The 14,717-nt window shown below is 61.0% G+C and carries 17 protein-coding genes and 1 pseudogene; 12 read left to right on the top strand and 6 right to left on the bottom strand.

Features of this window, described 5'->3' with window-relative positions:
* Position 1: 1 nt before the first annotated feature.
* The 7 genes from cobU to FPB55_RS26815 all read left to right on the top strand — a co-directional run bounded on the left by cobU (position 2) and on the right by FPB55_RS26815 (position 4,804).
* The gene (cobU, locus tag FPB55_RS05930; RefSeq protein ID WP_009686200.1) at positions 2–523 is read left to right on the top strand and encodes a bifunctional adenosylcobinamide kinase/adenosylcobinamide-phosphate guanylyltransferase; all 522 of its coding nucleotides are present in this window, start codon (positions 2–4) and stop codon (positions 521–523) included.
* 61 nt (positions 524–584) lie between these two features.
* Positions 585–1,640, top strand: coding sequence for a nicotinate-nucleotide--dimethylbenzimidazole phosphoribosyltransferase (gene cobT, locus FPB55_RS05935; protein WP_144187721.1), 1,056 nt, complete (start codon positions 585–587; stop codon positions 1,638–1,640).
* Positions 1,637–2,203 carry an alpha-ribazole phosphatase family protein gene (gene cobC / locus FPB55_RS05940; RefSeq protein ID WP_144187723.1) on the top strand — a complete coding sequence of 189 codons (567 nt, stop codon included), beginning with the start codon at positions 1,637–1,639 and terminating at the stop codon, positions 2,201–2,203. The genes cobT and cobC overlap by 4 nt, the downstream gene beginning before the upstream one ends.
* 1 nt (position 2,204) lies before the next feature.
* The gene (locus FPB55_RS05945; protein WP_144187725.1) at positions 2,205–2,933 is read left to right on the top strand and encodes an adenosylcobinamide-GDP ribazoletransferase; all 729 of its coding nucleotides are present in this window, start codon (positions 2,205–2,207) and stop codon (positions 2,931–2,933) included.
* Between the two features lie 82 nt (positions 2,934–3,015).
* Positions 3,016–3,420 carry a MarR family winged helix-turn-helix transcriptional regulator gene (locus FPB55_RS05950; protein ID WP_144187727.1) on the top strand — a complete coding sequence of 135 codons (405 nt, stop codon included), beginning with the start codon at positions 3,016–3,018 and terminating at the stop codon, positions 3,418–3,420.
* Between the two features lie 71 nt (positions 3,421–3,491).
* Complete coding sequence (locus FPB55_RS05955; RefSeq protein WP_173891656.1) at positions 3,492–4,685, top strand: MFS transporter; 1,194 nt, start codon at positions 3,492–3,494, stop codon at positions 4,683–4,685.
* Positions 4,682–4,804: a hypothetical protein gene (locus FPB55_RS26815; protein WP_256222161.1), complete on the top strand. Its 123-nt coding sequence runs from the start codon at positions 4,682–4,684 to the stop codon at positions 4,802–4,804. The genes FPB55_RS05955 and FPB55_RS26815 overlap by 4 nt, the downstream gene beginning before the upstream one ends.
* Positions 4,805–4,861: 57 nt before the next feature.
* On the opposite strand, the gene FPB55_RS05960 is transcribed toward FPB55_RS26815, so the two are convergent.
* A protein-coding gene (locus FPB55_RS05960) for an IS3 family transposase (protein ID WP_238706607.1) occupies positions 4,862–6,222 on the bottom strand; the annotation gives its coding sequence in 2 pieces (ribosomal slippage) (positions 4,862–5,754 and positions 5,754–6,222; 1,362 coding nt in all).
* 70 nt (positions 6,223–6,292) lie between these two features.
* Between FPB55_RS05960 and FPB55_RS05965 the strand changes: the two genes are divergently transcribed.
* The 3 genes from FPB55_RS05965 to FPB55_RS05975 all read left to right on the top strand — a co-directional run bounded on the left by FPB55_RS05965 (position 6,293) and on the right by FPB55_RS05975 (position 8,097).
* Positions 6,293–6,841 carry a glutathione peroxidase gene (locus FPB55_RS05965; RefSeq protein WP_009686207.1) on the top strand — a complete coding sequence of 183 codons (549 nt, stop codon included), beginning with the start codon at positions 6,293–6,295 and terminating at the stop codon, positions 6,839–6,841.
* A 272-nt stretch (positions 6,842–7,113) separates the two neighbouring features.
* The gene (locus FPB55_RS26475; protein WP_144187731.1) at positions 7,114–7,323 is read left to right on the top strand and encodes a hypothetical protein; all 210 of its coding nucleotides are present in this window, start codon (positions 7,114–7,116) and stop codon (positions 7,321–7,323) included.
* A gap of 546 nt (positions 7,324–7,869) precedes the next feature.
* Complete coding sequence (locus FPB55_RS05975; protein WP_144187733.1) at positions 7,870–8,097, top strand: hypothetical protein; 228 nt, start codon at positions 7,870–7,872, stop codon at positions 8,095–8,097.
* A gap of 711 nt (positions 8,098–8,808) precedes the next feature.
* On the opposite strand, the gene FPB55_RS05980 is transcribed toward FPB55_RS05975, so the two are convergent.
* Positions 8,809–9,069, bottom strand: coding sequence for a DUF2798 domain-containing protein (locus tag FPB55_RS05980; protein ID WP_144187735.1), 261 nt, complete (start codon positions 9,067–9,069; stop codon positions 8,809–8,811).
* 114 nt (positions 9,070–9,183) lie between these two features.
* Here FPB55_RS05980 and FPB55_RS05985 point away from each other — a divergent pair, with 114 nt between their 5' ends.
* A complete protein-coding gene (locus FPB55_RS05985; RefSeq protein ID WP_115293522.1) occupies positions 9,184–10,113 on the top strand; it encodes a LysR family transcriptional regulator in 930 nt (309 codons plus the stop codon).
* Between the two features lie 220 nt (positions 10,114–10,333).
* On the opposite strand, the pseudogene FPB55_RS05990 reads toward FPB55_RS05985, so the two are convergent.
* From FPB55_RS05990 to FPB55_RS06005, 4 genes and pseudogenes are all read right to left on the bottom strand, one after another.
* Positions 10,334–10,572, bottom strand: a pseudogene (locus FPB55_RS05990) (outer membrane protein transport protein); the annotation flags it as partial.
* A gap of 297 nt (positions 10,573–10,869) precedes the next feature.
* A complete protein-coding gene (locus tag FPB55_RS05995) occupies positions 10,870–12,135 on the bottom strand; it encodes an outer membrane protein transport protein (protein ID WP_144187737.1) in 1,266 nt (421 codons plus the stop codon).
* Between the two features lie 147 nt (positions 12,136–12,282).
* Positions 12,283–12,765 (bottom strand): hypothetical protein, encoded by a 483-nt coding sequence (locus FPB55_RS06000; protein WP_029886692.1) that lies wholly within the window; start codon positions 12,763–12,765, stop codon positions 12,283–12,285.
* Between the two features lie 250 nt (positions 12,766–13,015).
* Positions 13,016–13,240 carry a hypothetical protein gene (locus tag FPB55_RS06005; protein ID WP_009686213.1) on the bottom strand — a complete coding sequence of 75 codons (225 nt, stop codon included), beginning with the start codon at positions 13,238–13,240 and terminating at the stop codon, positions 13,016–13,018.
* Between the two features lie 947 nt (positions 13,241–14,187).
* On the opposite strand from FPB55_RS06005, the gene FPB55_RS06010 reads away from it, so the two are divergent.
* Positions 14,188–14,607: a sel1 repeat family protein gene (locus tag FPB55_RS06010; protein WP_144187739.1), complete on the top strand. Its 420-nt coding sequence runs from the start codon at positions 14,188–14,190 to the stop codon at positions 14,605–14,607.
* Positions 14,608–14,717 lie beyond the last annotated feature (110 nt).

Raw genomic sequence — 14,717 nt, forward strand, 5'->3', positions numbered from 1 at the left:
CATGCGCAGCCTGATCCTCGGCGGTGCCCGTTCGGGCAAAAGCCGCCTGGCCGAGCAATGGGCCACTGCCAGCGGCCTGCCCGTGACCTACATTGCCACCAGCCAGCCGCTGGACGGTGAAATGAACGAGCGGGTAGCGCTGCACCGGCAACGACGCCCTGCCGCCTGGGGTTTGATCGAAGAGCCCCTGGCGTTGGCGGCGGTATTGCGCGCAGAAGCCGCCGAGGGGCGTTGCCTGCTGGTGGATTGCCTGACCCTGTGGCTGACCAACCTGCTGATGCTGGAGGATGACCAGCGCCTGGCCCAGGAGCGTGATGCGCTGCTCGATTGCCTGGAGCAACTGCCTGGCACCGTTATCCTGGTCAGTAACGAAACCGGCTTGGGGGTGGTGCCCATGGGCGAGCTGACCCGGCGTTATGTCGACCTGGCCGGCTGGATGCATCAGGCGGTGGCCGAGCGCTGTCAACGCGTGGTGTTGACGGTTGCCGGGTTGCCATTGGTGCTCAAGGGCGCCGCGCCATGACCCAGCCATGCACCGTGCAACCCTCACTACCCATTGTCCAACCCTGAACAGGCTTCCCCCGATGACCCAACCCTGGTGGCAAACCCCCTGCCAACCCCTCGACAACGCCGCCATGGACCAGGCCCGCGCGCGTCAGCAGCAACTGACCAAACCTGCCGGCTCGCTTGGCCAGCTGGAAGGCCTGGCCATTCAGCTGGCCGGTTTGCAGGGGCAGGAACGCCCCGTGCTGGACCAGCTGGCCATCACCATTTTTGCTGGTGACCACGGTGTGGTCGAGGAAGGCATCTCGGCCTATCCGCAGGCGGTAACCGGGCAGATGCTGTGCAATTTCGTCGGCGGTGGCGCGGCAATCAGTGTGCTGGCGCGGCAACTGCACGCCAGCCTGGAGGTGGTCGATCTCGGCACCATCGACCTACAGCTGGAACTGCCCGGCGTGCGCCATTTGCGCCTGGGGGCCGGTACCGCGAACTTTGCCCGGCAGCCGGCGATGACCGAAGACCAGCTGCTGGCAGCCCTGCAGGCGGGCCGCGACAGCGCCTTGCGCGCGGCCGAACAGCGTGCGCAGTTGTTCATCGGTGGTGAGATGGGCATCGGCAACACGACTGCCGCGGCTGCCGTGGCCAGCGCCTTGCTGGGCTGCCCGGCGGCACAGCTGAGCGGGCCTGGCACCGGCCTGGACAACGCGGGTGTCCGGCACAAGGCGCAGGTCATCGAACAGGCGTTGCGCCTGCATGGCCTGCGGGCTGACGCGCCGTTGCAGGCATTGGGGTGCGTTGGCGGGTTCGAGATCGCTGCCCTGGTCGGCGCCTATATCGGCTGCGCGCAGTCGGGTATCGCAGTACTGGTCGATGGCTTCATCTGCAGCGTTGCTGCGCTGGTGGCGGTGCGCCTGAACCCGCAGTGCCGGGCCTGGCTGCTGTTCGCTCACGAAGGTGCCGAGCCTGGGCACAAGGCCCTGCTCGCGGCGCTGCAGACCGAGCCGTTGCTGGCCCTGGGCCTGCGCCTGGGCGAGGGCAGTGGCGCCGCATTGGCGGTACCGCTGTTACGCCTGGCGTGTGCGCTGCATGGGCAAATGGCGACCTTTGCCGAAGCCGCTGTGGCGGACCGCCCGGCATGATCCTCGACCTGCTGCGCCACGGCGAAACCGAGCAGGGCGGGCTGCGTGGCAGCCTGGATGACGCGCTGACCGACCAAGGCTGGGCCCAGATGCGCAGTGCCGTGGCCGGTGCCGGCCCGTGGCAGGTGTTGGTCAGCTCGCCGCTGCAGCGCTGTGCGCGGTTTGCCGATGAGCTGGGTGCGCACCTGAATTTGCCGGTGTGCCGGGTGCCTGCCCTGCAAGAACTGCACTTTGGTGACTGGGAAGGCCGCAGCGCCGCACAGATCATGCAAGACCAGGCCGATGCGCTGGGGCAGTTCTGGGCAGACCCCTACGCCTTCACGCCGCCTAACGGCGAGCCGGTGCACGCCTTTGCGGCACGGGTGCTGGCGGCGGTCGAGGGGTTGCACCAGCAGCACGCCGGCAAGCGTGTGCTGCTGGTCACCCATGGTGGGGTGATGCGCCTGCTGCTGGCGCGTGCTCGCGGCTTGCCCAGGCACCAACTGTTGCAGGTCGAGGTCGGGCATGGTGCCTTGGTCCGCTTGTTGGTGAGTGAGGGCGGGCTATTGGTCGAGGAAGGTTGAGATGCTGCCGTTGCCGTTCTGGATCGCCTTGCAGTTTCTCAGCAGCTTGCCGGTGAGCCTGCCGGGCATGCCCGCCGCCCGTGAGGTGGGCCGTTCGCTGCTCTATTACCCGCTGGTCGGGCTGCTGTTCGGGTTGCTGTTGTGGCTGGCAAGCCACCTGCTGCAAGGCACGCCGGCGCCGCTGCAGGCGGCGTTGCTGTTGGCACTGTGGGTGCTGCTCAGCGGGGCCTTGCACCTGGATGGGCTGGCCGACAGTGCGGACGCCTGGCTGGGCGGCTTTGGCGACCGCGAGCGCACGTTGCGGATCATGAAAGACCCACGCAGCGGGCCAATGGCCGTGGTAACCCTGGTACTGGTGCTGTTGCTGAAGTTCTGTGCCCTTTGGGTGCTGGTCGAGCAGGGCGTCACTGCCCACCTGCTGCTGGCGCCGCTGCTGGGGCGGGCGGCGATGCTGGGTTTGTTTCTGTGCACCCCATACGTGCGCCCAGGTGGCCTGGGGCAGGCATTGGCGGAGCATCTGCCACGGCGCGCCGCGGGCTGGGTACTGCTGGGTTGTGCGCTGTTTTGCCTGTGGCTGGGCGGGTGGAGCGTGGTGCTGGCGCTGGCGGTATTTGCCTGGCTGCGGCAGCTCATGTGCCGACGCCTGGGTGGCTCAACGGGCGATACGGCCGGGGCGCTGCTGGAATTGCTTGAGCTGGCGGTGGTGCTTGGCATGGCGCTGGGGCTCTGAGCATCGTGTCACTCAAGCGTCGCCTCGCCCGGCGCCATGAAACTTCTTGCAACAGGCAACACGCGGGTATATACACGTATTCATGCTGACCAGTGAATGCCTTTGTATCCATTTGCGCCGTGCTGCCCGTGGGGTGACCCGGCATTACGACGAAGCCCTTGCCGGCTTCGGGGTCAATGTCGCCCAGTTTTCGCTGTTACGGCACCTGCAGCGCCTTGAGCGACCCAGCATCACAACCCTGGCCGAGGCCATGGGGCTGGAGCGCAGTACGTTGGGCCGCAACCTGCGTGTGCTGCAGGCAGAGGGCTTGGTAGCCCTGGCCGAGGGCGATGACCAGCGTAACCGTGAGGTGTTGCTGACTGCAGCCGGCAAGCAGTTGCTGCAAGCTGCCCACCCTGCCTGGGAGCGGGCGCAAGCCGATTTGGTGGAACGCCTGGGGGGCGGGCAGCGTGATCAACTGGTGCGCCTGCTGAACCAGCTGGCCTGAAATGATACGACCATAAGCGGGTATATACCCGTAAACCTTGCGATGTGCTGGAGATAACGATAATGACTTCGGTGTGGCGAACCAGCGGGTGGGTATTGGTGGGGGCAGCGTTGATTCTGGCGTTGTCATTGGGTGTACGGCACGGTTTCGGCCTGTTCCTGGCGCCCATGAGCGCCGATTTTGGCTGGGGCCGTGAGGTGTTTGCCTTCGCCATTGCCTTGCAGAACCTGATCTGGGGGCTGGCGCAACCCTTTGCCGGCGCGTTGGCCGACCGCCTGGGCGCGGCACGGGTGGTGATCATCGGCGGTATTCTTTATGCCGTGGGGTTGATCCTGATGGGTACGGCCGACTCGGCCTGGTCGTTGTCGCTGAGTGCGGGCTTGCTGATTGGTATCGGCCTCTCCGGCACTTCGTTTTCGGTGATCCTCGGTGTGGTCGGGCGGGCTGTGCCGGCCGAAAAACGCAGCATGGCCATGGGCATCGCCAGCGCCGCAGGCTCGTTCGGCCAGTTCGCCATGTTGCCGGGCACCCTGGGCCTCATCCAGTGGCTGGGTTGGTCGGCGGCCCTGTTGGTATTGGGGCTGCTGGTGGCATTCATCGTGCCTTTTGTGGGCCTGCTGCGCGACCGCCCATTGCCCAGCCATGGTGCCGAGCAGACGCTGGGCCAGGCGTTGCGTGAGGCGTGTTCGCACCCTGGGTTCTGGCTCCTGGCGTTGGGCTTCTTCGTCTGCGGTTTCCAGGTGGTGTTCATCGGCGTGCACCTGCCGGCCTACCTGGTTGACCAGCATCTGCCCGCGAGTACCGGTACCACGGTGCTGGCGCTGGTTGGGCTGTTCAATATTGTCGGCACCTTCACGGCTGGCTGGCTGGGTGGGCGCATGTCCAAACCGCGCTTGCTGACCGGGCTTTACCTGCTGCGGGCGGTGGTGATCGTGCTGTTCCTGTGGGCGCCGGTGACTCAGTTCAGTGCCTACCTGTTCGGTATCGCCATGGGGCTGCTGTGGTTGTCTACCGTGCCGCTGACCAATGGCACCGTGGCGACGGTGTTCGGGGTGCGCAACCTTTCCATGCTGGGCGGTATCGTGTTCCTGTTCCACCAGCTGGGTGCGTTCCTGGGGGGCTGGCTGGGTGGGGTGGTGTACGACCGCACGGGCAGCTATGACCTGGTGTGGCAGATCTCCATCCTGCTCAGCGTGTTGGCTGCCGCCCTGAACTGGCCGGTGCGCGAACGCCCGGTCGCCCGTTTGCAGGCGCAGGCAGCGTGAGCCGCCATTGGGTTCGCGGGCTGCTGGCTGTTGCCGGGTTATTGCTGCTGGCGCTGGTGTGGTGGGGCTGGCACCGCGGGGGCTTGGCGTTGATGCAGTTGGGCATGAGCGTCTGTTAGGCGCTACCCTGCAAGCTCAAGGCTTGGATTGGACTGCCCCCAATAAGTTGGACAGTTTCAGCTAGCAGCCCCTGCAGCATGAGCCCTGTATTTCACAGGGCTCATGCCATTGAGCTTTAGCTTGATGCGGTCATGGTTGTAGTAGTGGATGTACTCATCCAGACCGGATTTCAGTTCTTCAACGCTCTTGAAGCGCTGCGGGTAGAAAAATTCGGACTTAAGCGTACCAAAAAAGCTCTCCATAGCCGCATTATCCAAGCAGTTTCCTTTGCGTGACATGCTCTGCTTCACCCCTTGCTCGGCCAGCTTGTGGCGGTACTGCGAGTGTTGGTAGTGCCAGCCTTGATCCGAGTGGAGTACCAGTTTCGGCTTGTTTCCCAGGCGCTTGAAGGCCTTGCCCAGCATGTTGGTAACCAGCCCAAGGCATGGCCTGCTGGCCACTTCGTAGGCCACAATTTCGGCGTTGTACAAGTCCATCACGGGGGAGAGGTAGACTTTTTCCTGAGCCACTTTGAACTCGGTCACATCGGTCACCCACTTCTGATTCGGGCGCTGGGCGATAAAGTTTCGCTCCAGCAGGTTGGGCGCGATGGTGCCGACGACTCCCTTGTACGACCGATATTTTTTCGGCCGCACGAGTGAGCGAAGATCAAGCTCGATCATCAAACGCTCCACCACTTTTTTGTTAACCAAGGTCCCGCCATTGCGGATCACGATCGCAACGCGCCGGTAACCGTAAAGCCCTTTTTCCTCGTGATAGACACGCTGAATCATCTGCTTCAGAGCAGCATGCTTATCAGGTTTGGCCTGCGCTTGAAGCTGGTAATAGAACGTACTGCGCGGCAGATCCGCCAACTCCAGAACAGCGGCCAAAGGAAACCTGTCCTTGAGCGCAGACACGATCAGGGTTTTTTGGGCTGCCTTCGCTCCTGCTTCTTCAACTCTTCCAGCTTTTTTAGGTAAGCGTTCTCCATGCGCAGCCATTCAAGCTCAGCCAGCAACTGGTCGCGGCTTTTATCGGTGTCATCAGAGGTTGTGGGTTTGATGGGGTAAGGCTTTTTCGACATGGCAGCAGGTTTTCTTCTCTTGGGAGCAGGCGAAGCCGGACTTCCACTGTAGTACTGCCGCGCCCAAATGCCTATCTGCGAAGACTGACCAAGACCAAAATGGGCGGCGGTCTGGCGCAAGGAAAGCTGATGCTTGTGCATGTACTCAAGGACTGAGCGCTTGTAGGTCGCACTGTACCGCTGGCCTGGTTTACGCAGACTGAACTGGCCATGTTTCTGGAAGCTGGAGACCCAGCGCCGCAGCAGGCTGAAGTCCACTGCAAGTCGCTGGGCTACTTTTCGGAAACCTTCACCACCCTCCAGGTAGGCATGAACGGCTGTAAGCTTGAATTGGTCTGAGTACTTGCTCATATGGACACCCCAAGAAATTGGATTGGTGTCCAACTTCTTGGGGGCAGTCCAGATTGCGGGAGCAACAGACATGCGTATACAGGGGTTGACGGTGACGGTGCTGGGCTTGCTGGCCAGTGCGTCGAGCTGGGCGGCCGATTGCCCTGCGTTGTTGCAGGGCAGCTTGCCGGAATTGCGGGGCAAGGGGCAGATCGAGCTGTGCGAGCGGTTTGCCGGTAAGCCTCTGGTGGTGGTGAACACCGCCAGTTACTGTGGTTTTGCGCCGCAGTTCGAGGGGCTTGAAGCAACGTACAAGGCGTATCACGAACAGGGCCTGGAGATGTTGGGTGTGCCGTCCAATGACTTCAAGCAGGAAGACGCCGATAGCGATAAGACGGCCAAGGTGTGCTATGCCAACTACGGTGTGACGTTCACCATGACCAAGGCCCAGCCGGTTCGGGGCAAGGATGCGATTCCGTTGTTCGTTGAATTGGCCAACCAGAGCAGTGCGCCGAAGTGGAATTTCTACAAATATGTGGTTGATCGCAAGGGCAAGGTGATTGGTAATTTTTCCAGCCTGACCAAGCCGGATGATCCGGCGTTCCGGGCGGCTATCGAGAAGGCTATTGCTTCGCAGTGATGGGGGGTTATTGCGTAGCTTGAAAGCTTGAAAGCTTTTTGGCACTGGTTTTGGTGGCGCGAAAACTTCAGCTGCGATAGCGACGCATAGTCACCTTTTCGCCCTTACGGCGAGTCACTTTTTGTCAGACGCGACAAAAAGTAACCAAAAAACGCTGCGCTCCCGTCATCCGGCCCCTGCGCTGCGCTCCGGGGTTCCCTCGCTACGGGCATGCTCCCGGGAGTACGCGCTGCAGGCCCCATCCCTGGGGCCTCAGCGCTTGACGGGCATCCATGCCCGTCACCTCCCTCCGCATGCCCTCCGCTCGGCCTCCTGAAGTCGCGAAGATCAAGATCAAGATCAAGATCAAGATCAAGATCAAGATCAAGATCAAGATCAACAGCCAGATCAAAGGCTGTGCGGGGTCTGGTTGCGTGGTGCGAAACCCACTAAAGCGCTGCTGTTGCTTCTGCTTTTTGCTTTTGCTTCTAAGCGCGCGGTAGCACAGGCGACGCAGATTGCGACTTCAGGAGGCCGAGCGAAGGGCATGCGGAGGGAGGTGACGGGCATGGATGCCCGTCAAGCGCTGAGGCCCCAGGGACGGGGCCTGCAGCGCGTACTCCCGGGAGCATGCCCGTAGCGAGGGGACCCCGGAGCGAAGCGGAGGGGCCGGATGACGGGAGCGGGCGGCTTTGGTTACTTTGGCCAAGACCAAAGTAACCCGCCGTAAGGGCGGAAAGGTGACTCGGCGCCGCCTACGCGAACGAATACCTATGCGGTTTCAACGCCCACATTGTTGCAGAGCTTGAAATCCTGGGCGCTGGTTTTTGGTGGCGCGAAAACTCCAGCTGCGATAGCGACGCATAGTCACCTTTTCGCCCTTACGGCGAGTCACTTTTTGTCAGACGCGACAAAAAGTAACCAAAAAACGCTGCGCTCCCGTCATCCGGCCCCTGCGCTGCGCTCCGGGGTTCCCTCGCTACGGGCATGCTCCCGGGAGTACGCGCTGCAGGCCCCGTCCCTGGGGCCTCAGCGCTTGACGGGCATCCATGCCCGTCACCTCCCTCCGCATGCCCTCCGCTCGGCCTCCTGAAGTCGCGAAGATCAAGATCAAGATCAAGATCAAGATCAAGATCAAGATCAAGATCAAGATCAAGATCAAGATCAACATCAACAGCCAGATCAAAGGCTGTGCGGGGTCTGGTTGCGTGGTGCGAAACCCACTAAAGCGCTGCTGTTGCTTCTGCTTTTTGCTTTTGCTTCTAAGCGCGCGGTAGCACAGGCGACGCAGATTGCGACTTCAGGAGGCCGAGCGAAGGGCATGCGGAGGGAGGTGACGGGCATGGATGCCCGTCAAGCGCTGAGGCCCCAGGAACGGGGCCTGCAGCGCGTACTCCCGGGAGCATGCCCGTAGCGAGGGGACCCCGGAGCGAAGCGTAGGGGCCGGATGACGGGAGCGGGCGGCTTTGGTTACTTTGGCCAAGACCAAAGTAACCCGCCGTAAGGGCGGAAAGGTGACTCGGGGCCGCCTACGCGAACGAATACCTATGCGGTTTCAACGCCCACATTGTTGCAGAGCTTGAAATCCTGGGCGCTGGTTTTTGGTGGCGTGATAACTCCAGCTGCGATAGCGACGCGTAGTCACCTTTTCGCCCTTACGGCGAGTCACTTTTTGTCAGACGCGACAAAAAGTAACCAAAAAACGCTGCGCTCCCGTCATCCGGCCCCTGCGCTGCGCTCCGGGGTTCCCTCGCTACGGGCATGCTCCCGGGAGTACGCGCTGCAGGCCCCATCCCTGGGGCCTCAGCGCTTGACGGGCATCCATGCCCGTCACCTCCCTCCGCATGCCCTCCGCTCGGCCTCCTGAAGTCGCGAAGATCAAGATCAAGATCAACAGCCAGATCAACAGCCAGATCAAAAGCCAGATCAAAAGCTGTGCGGGGTTTGAAGAGGTGGGCCAGCGCCACCTGTGCCAGCGGTAGGCGACCTCACTTGGCATGCACCGTGATCGCCACCAGCCGTACAACCACCGGCCTCACCATCAATACACAGACAAACGCCACCGGCATCGCCAACTGATAGGCCTTCAATACATTGCTCAGGTAGTCCGGGGTAACGCCAGCGTTCGCTGCTGTAATAACAAAGCTCATCAATAACGCCATGATCGAAGACATGTAGAACGCGAAAACATAGGGCGTGGCGGCGGGGTGCAATTTGCGGCGGCTGCGTGTGGGGGACAGATCGTTCATGCGTACTCCTTGAAGTTAAGTGAAGCCGCAGGCTAGCAACCCTCGCAATGGCAGCAGTAGACCAGCAATACTGAGTTCTTTATAAAGAGATGCTTACGAATCAAGGGCCACTACATGGACCTGCTCAACGCCATCCGTTGCTTCATCAAGGTCGTCGAAGCCGGCAGCATTGCCGCTGGCGCCCGTAACCTCGGCCTCACCCCGGCAGCGGTCAGCCAGAACCTCGCCCGCCTGGAAAGCCACCTGCAGGTGCGCCTGCTTACCCGCACAACCCGTAGCATGTCCCTGACACCCGCAGGCAACCAGTACTACCAACGTGTCAGTCATATCGAACGTGATCTTGCCGAAGCCGAGCAGGCCATCACCACCCCAGACAGTGAACCCCAAGGCCGACTGTGCATTGCTTCGACCTCGGCGTTCGGTCGCCATGTAGTGGCTCCCCTGATACCCGCTTTCAGCGCCCGCTACCCAATGCTTTCGATAGAATTGGTAACGACCGATCGCCGCGTCAACCATGCCCGTGAAGATGTCGATGTGAGCCTGCGCATCACCCCGCAGCTGGAAGAGCAGCTGCTGGCCCGGCACATCGCCCGTATCCCGTTCATTTGCTGCGCCTCACCCGGCTACTTGCGAAGCGCCGGCCTACCGAGCACGCCTGAGGCCCTGCGGGATCACCGGTGCCTGGTGTTCCGCTACCCGGTGGACGGCCGCCTGCTACGTTGGGGGTTCATGCGCGACGGGCTGCGCTTCGAGCCGGTGTTCGGCAACGTGCTCATCAGTGACGACATCGATGCGCTGACCCACATGGCCGTGCATGATGGTGGTATTACCCGCCTGGCCGAATTCATCGTGCGGCCACATCTGGCTTCAGGTGCGCTGGTGCCGTTGTTCGAATACAGCGACAACGGCCAGGCATACGCCCAGACCGAGCCGATGGACATCTACCTGTGCCTGGCAGACCGCTTTGCCATGACGCCTGCTGTGCGCGTGTTCACGGCGTACCTGCGTGAACACCTGGCTGACACCTGGCAGGTCCAGACGTGAAAAAACCGCCACGAGGGTAATGCCAGTCAGTTAAGTAATTTGGGGCCGCTTTGCGACCCTTCGCGGGCACGCCCGCTTCCACAGGGAATCGCGCTTTCTTGAGTTCAGCGCCAAACGTGTGGGAGCGGGCGTGCCCGCGAAGGGCTGCAAAGCAGCCCCACTAACGCTTAACTGACAGGCATTAACCGCGAGGGCGGTTTTTTTCAGGCAGCGCGTACCGTCAGAAACGATAGGTAAGCGACGCACCGACACCGTGCGCGCTGTTCTCGTACTTGGCCTGGTAGCTGCCCTTGGTTGCGCTGACCTGGTTGACCTTGGTGTCTTCTTCCCAAAGGTAGGAATACGCCACGTCAATGGTCATGTCATCATTCGGGCTCCAGCCTGCGCCCAGGCTGAACACCTTGCGATCACCTGGATGCGCGGCGAACGGTCGTGGTTGTTGGTTGGCAGACCGCTTTGCCATGACGCCTGCGGTGCGCGTGTTCATGGCGTACCTGCGTGAACACCTGGCTGACACCTGGCAAGTCCAGACGTGAAAAAACCGCCACGAGGGTAATGCCAGTCAGTTAAGTAATTTGGGGCCGCTTTGCGACCCTTCGCGGGCACGCCCGCTCCCACAGGGGATCGCGCTTTTCTTGAGTTCAGCGCCAAACCTGTGGGAGCGGGCGTGCCCGCGAAGGGCTGCAAAGCAGCCCCAGTAACGCTTAACTGACAGGCATCAACCGCGAGGGCGGTTTTTTCAGGTAGCGCGTACCGTCAGAAACGATAGGTAAGCGACGCACCGACACCGTGCGCGCTGTTCTCGTACTTGGCCTGGTAGCTGCCCTTGGTTGCGCTGACCTGGTTGGCCTTGGTGTCTTCTTCCCAGAGGTAGGAATAGGCCACGTCAATGGTCATGTCGTCATTCGGGCTCCAGCCTGCGCCCAGGCTGAACACCTTGCGATCACCTGTCGGGATGCGCGGCGAACGGTCGTGGTTGTTGGTTGGCGACTGGTCAACGGTAAAGCCGGTACGCAGTACCCACTCCTTGTTGACCTTGTACGATGCACCAATGGCGTGTGCCCAGGTGTCGTGCCAGTTCTGCTCTTCGGTGATGGTCTGGAATGCCGAACCTGCCAGTGGCGCAGGCACATCGTTCTGCACGGTGATGTTTTCCAGGCGGCTCCAGCGCGTCCAGGTGCTGCCCGCGTACAGGGTCCACTGGTCATCGAGTTCGTGGGTAACCGAAAGGTCGACCGATTCCGGCGTCTTGATCTTCAGGCTGGCATCGAACTTGTTGCCGTTGAACGGCCCGATCAGCGGGGTGCTGACGCGGGTCTTGCCTTCCAGCTTGTAGTCGACCATCGAGTGGTAGGTCAGGCCGACGCGGGTGCGGTCGGTGGCCTGCACCATAAGGCCGATGTTGTAACCAACGGCAGTATCGTCACCCTTGATTTTCACTTCACCATCGTTGCGGCCCGGGGTTAACGGGTTGATCAGGCTGGAGCCCAGTTCACCCTTGATGCGGTTGATGGTTGGACCAAAACCGATCGAGACCTTGTCGTTGAAGGCGTAGCTGACGGTAGGCTGGAAGGTGACGACCTCAACGTGGCTCTTTTTGCCCCAGTAGCGCGCAGCATCATCGCTGCCGTAGTCGGTTACCAGGCCGAACGGCACATAGACACCGAAGCCGACGCTCCAGTGGTCGTCGATAGGTTTGACGTAGTAGCCCATGGGCACGCCAACGACCGGCACCATGTCACCATCGGTTTCCCCCCCGAGGTTGCTGCCTGGCCCGGAAATGTCGGTTTTGGCGATGACGGCTGCGCCGCCCACGGTGAACTGTTCACGTTTGAGGCGGGACATGCCGGCCGGGTTGCCAAACACGGTGCTGGCATCTTCGGCAGAAGAAGAACGTCCCGCGAAACCTGTCCCCATGCTGCTGATGCTCTGTTCGTTCAATGCAAAGCCGCTGGCGAGCAGTTGGCTGGATGCAAGAGCAACGGCTACGCCGAGGGAGGTTTTGAGCATTACTTTTTTCATTATTAGAAAACTCCTTGGGATCTCCGGGGCGAAAAGCTACCAACAAATGACGCGCCGCGCTATAGCCTGAATCGCAGGAGTTAGAGCGGTTTTGTAGGACAATCCGACCAAAATTCCCTTTTTTCCGGCTTTGATGTAGGGCGCTTCTCAAGATGCCTGGGGCAATCTTTGATCCACGCAGGTGTGCCAAGCATGAGTGAAGTCGCGCAAGCGGCCTTGGGGGTAGAAAATCTGACGCCATATGCGCGCCAGTGCCAGTAAATCGTCAGCGGCGGGCAAGGGCATGGCGTGCTCTTCGACGAGCATCCAGGCAATGGCCGTGGAGTATCGCAGGTTGACCGTAAGCTCGAGGTGCGGGCCGCCCAGGAAGGCATGCTGGCTCGCCAGGCCCCGCACCAGGCTGGCCAGGTCGGGATCACGGGCCAGGTAGTTGTCCCACAGCGCTTGGTGGCGGTGTTCGCCTATGCGGTAGAGGCCGTGCCCGCGTCGGTCGTGCAAGGCAGCCCCAAGTGCCGACTGGCTGGCGGCAATGCCCAGTAACAAGGCTTCAGCGCTGGCGCAGTGACGGTTCAGGTAAACCAGGGTGGGCCGTATCACATACTGACACAATTCATTCGCCGCAATACCCATGATGCCCTCGAACAGTAAAGGGCCGGACGGGCGCTGGAGCTTGGCAGCTGGTGAAGGAGTCAGGCCCGCCGGAAGCGGCAAGTACCGCTCGAGTTGAAGTGTAGTGTGATAATCGTGGTGTAAAGAGCTGTTTTTAAATCGATTGCTGCCTGACGTTGCGGGGTATATGCCCTAAGGCAATTACGCCGTGAACGTTCAGGCAGGTAGACGATGGCATGATTCAGCGTATGAATACTGCAGCATTCGCCGCTCACGCGGTGAGCGACTGGCGAGTCCTTGCAATGACTGCCTGCAAGGGTTCATTGCGGCTGTACTGTTCAGGGTACAGGCGCTCGGTGTGGCAGGCGACGCCGTGTTCGTCTACCAGGGTAAAGCTGAAGCTGCCTTTGCGTGGGGCAACGATAAGGCACTTCAACGGCGAGAAGGCCTGGGAAAGGGTGCCAATGGCAGCCTGAATCTGATGATGGGTTTGCATATTGTTGGATGTTCCTGCTTTAAACACGGGGAGTATGATCCGTGCATGATAGAAACGTTCCAGTGACGCCATTATTAAGGGACGAGCGAACCTGACTGGAACAGGGCAGCCAGAGGGGGCGCAATCAAATGTGGGCGCTTGGGCTGACTGGTAGGTACTTCAGAAGGCAGGCAGCACGCCGAGGCCAAGGTTCGCGGCCATCGGGATGGGATCCTGATCAATCTGTCGGGTGATTCGTGCCTGACCAGCCTGTGGCTGGCGAGTGAATCATCGAATGGGCCGGTCCTGGTTTCAGCAGGGCCGCACTTGGGAGGTGGGCGACTGCAAGGACATTGGGCCAGAATTGACTTTCAGCTTGGTACTAACGAGGCGGACTGTACATTGAATGAGTGCGCTTGGCAAGCACCGTGTCAGTATTGGGTAGCCGAGCAGTATGGCCTGAATTTGCCAGGCTGGGAAGAGGGTGCAAATGGCCCGTATCGCCACGGATGTGCCCATTGCGTGCATTCAAAAGAGGGCTCACGGTGCATTTGTTCACATTCGGTGCAGGGCTTGTAACAGCACCGCAACAACCCCTGCCGACTTCGCCAATGCCTTGACTGCGTGGTTAAGTCAATGAAAAAAAACACTATTTTCAGCTGGTGAAAAAATCGTCAGTTTGACTGAAGCCCACAGTTTACGGGGGTTTGCGGGGTGTGTCATAGGGTTGTCCACCGAGTTATCCACAGGAACTGTGGATTGTCCCCGGCACTTGCTCTAGCACGGGCGTATCAGCTACGCGCCGAGCTGTCCGACAATCGCGAAGCCTGGGCGACTAGCCCAACCATTCGCCGGCGAACGTCAAGAAAAGATCATTTAAAATTTTTTTCATTGTTCCGGATTCGACAGGCCATGGCGAAAAAAAAAGCGTACAGTGGCGCGCCTTTCGCATTGCCTGACGTGTTGCCATGAAGTTCCGCAGTAAACACCTCGCCAACTCCGCCGCCCCTACATCACCCCCTGACGCCAAGCGGTTCAGCTTGAAAGTGGCCTTGTGGCTGCTCGATAGCCCGCGCCTCGGTGACAAGCCCCAGGTCAAGCATCTGGTGGGCCGCCTGCTGAAGCAGCCGGCCCGCCAGGGTGTGGTGGTGGCGCAAAGCCGGCTTGGGCAAATGCTGTGCCGGGATTGCGGCAATGCCCGTGACCGGCGTATTGGCCATGAGTTACTGCGCCAGGCAGCGCGGGCCGGGGACCGGCGGGCGCAGCTGGAATACGCGCGGTTGTGCCAGCACAACGCGCCGGCGCAGGCGCGTTACTGGCTGGAGCTTGCGGCGGGGCAAGGTTCGCAGGAAGCGCAGCGGCTGCTGGGGCAGTGGTTTGCGGGTTGAAGGCTGATAAGCTGCAGCCAATTTGCACAGCGCGTTCGGGGTAAGCATGACAGTGGATCTGGCCAGCATTCTGCTCGGCGTGGTGGCAGGGGCTTTGCCCTGCCTGGGGT

Origin of the sequence: Pseudomonas sp. BJP69 (assembly GCF_007633355.1) — a bacterium.
GTDB lineage: Bacteria > Pseudomonadota > Gammaproteobacteria > Pseudomonadales > Pseudomonadaceae > Aquipseudomonas > Aquipseudomonas juntendi.

What these genes read in the sequence shown, in the direction of transcription:
- cobU (WP_009686200.1), top strand. Translation starts at nt 2, where the DNA reads ATGCGCAGCCTGATCCTCGGCGGTGCCCGTTCGGGCAAAAGCCGCCTG.
- cobT (WP_144187721.1), top strand. Translation starts at nt 585, where the DNA reads ATGACCCAACCCTGGTGGCAAACCCCCTGCCAACCCCTCGACAACGCC.
- cobC (WP_144187723.1), top strand. Translation starts at nt 1,637, where the DNA reads ATGATCCTCGACCTGCTGCGCCACGGCGAAACCGAGCAGGGCGGGCTG.
- FPB55_RS05945 (WP_144187725.1), top strand. Translation starts at nt 2,205, where the DNA reads ATGCTGCCGTTGCCGTTCTGGATCGCCTTGCAGTTTCTCAGCAGCTTG.
- FPB55_RS05950 (WP_144187727.1), top strand. Translation starts at nt 3,016, where the DNA reads ATGCTGACCAGTGAATGCCTTTGTATCCATTTGCGCCGTGCTGCCCGT.
- FPB55_RS05965 (WP_009686207.1), top strand. Translation starts at nt 6,293, where the DNA reads ATGCGTATACAGGGGTTGACGGTGACGGTGCTGGGCTTGCTGGCCAGT.
- FPB55_RS26475 (WP_144187731.1), top strand. Translation starts at nt 7,114, where the DNA reads ATGCCCGTCACCTCCCTCCGCATGCCCTCCGCTCGGCCTCCTGAAGTC.
- FPB55_RS05975 (WP_144187733.1), top strand. Translation starts at nt 7,870, where the DNA reads ATGCCCGTCACCTCCCTCCGCATGCCCTCCGCTCGGCCTCCTGAAGTC.
- FPB55_RS05980 (WP_144187735.1), bottom strand. Translation starts at nt 9,069, where the DNA reads ATGAACGATCTGTCCCCCACACGCAGCCGCCGCAAATTGCACCCCGCC.
- FPB55_RS05985 (WP_115293522.1), top strand. Translation starts at nt 9,184, where the DNA reads ATGGACCTGCTCAACGCCATCCGTTGCTTCATCAAGGTCGTCGAAGCC.
- FPB55_RS05995 (WP_144187737.1), bottom strand. Translation starts at nt 12,135, where the DNA reads ATGAAAAAAGTAATGCTCAAAACCTCCCTCGGCGTAGCCGTTGCTCTT.
- FPB55_RS06000 (WP_029886692.1), bottom strand. Translation starts at nt 12,765, where the DNA reads ATGGGTATTGCGGCGAATGAATTGTGTCAGTATGTGATACGGCCCACC.
- FPB55_RS06005 (WP_009686213.1), bottom strand. Translation starts at nt 13,240, where the DNA reads ATGCAAACCCATCATCAGATTCAGGCTGCCATTGGCACCCTTTCCCAG.
- FPB55_RS06010 (WP_144187739.1), top strand. Translation starts at nt 14,188, where the DNA reads ATGAAGTTCCGCAGTAAACACCTCGCCAACTCCGCCGCCCCTACATCA.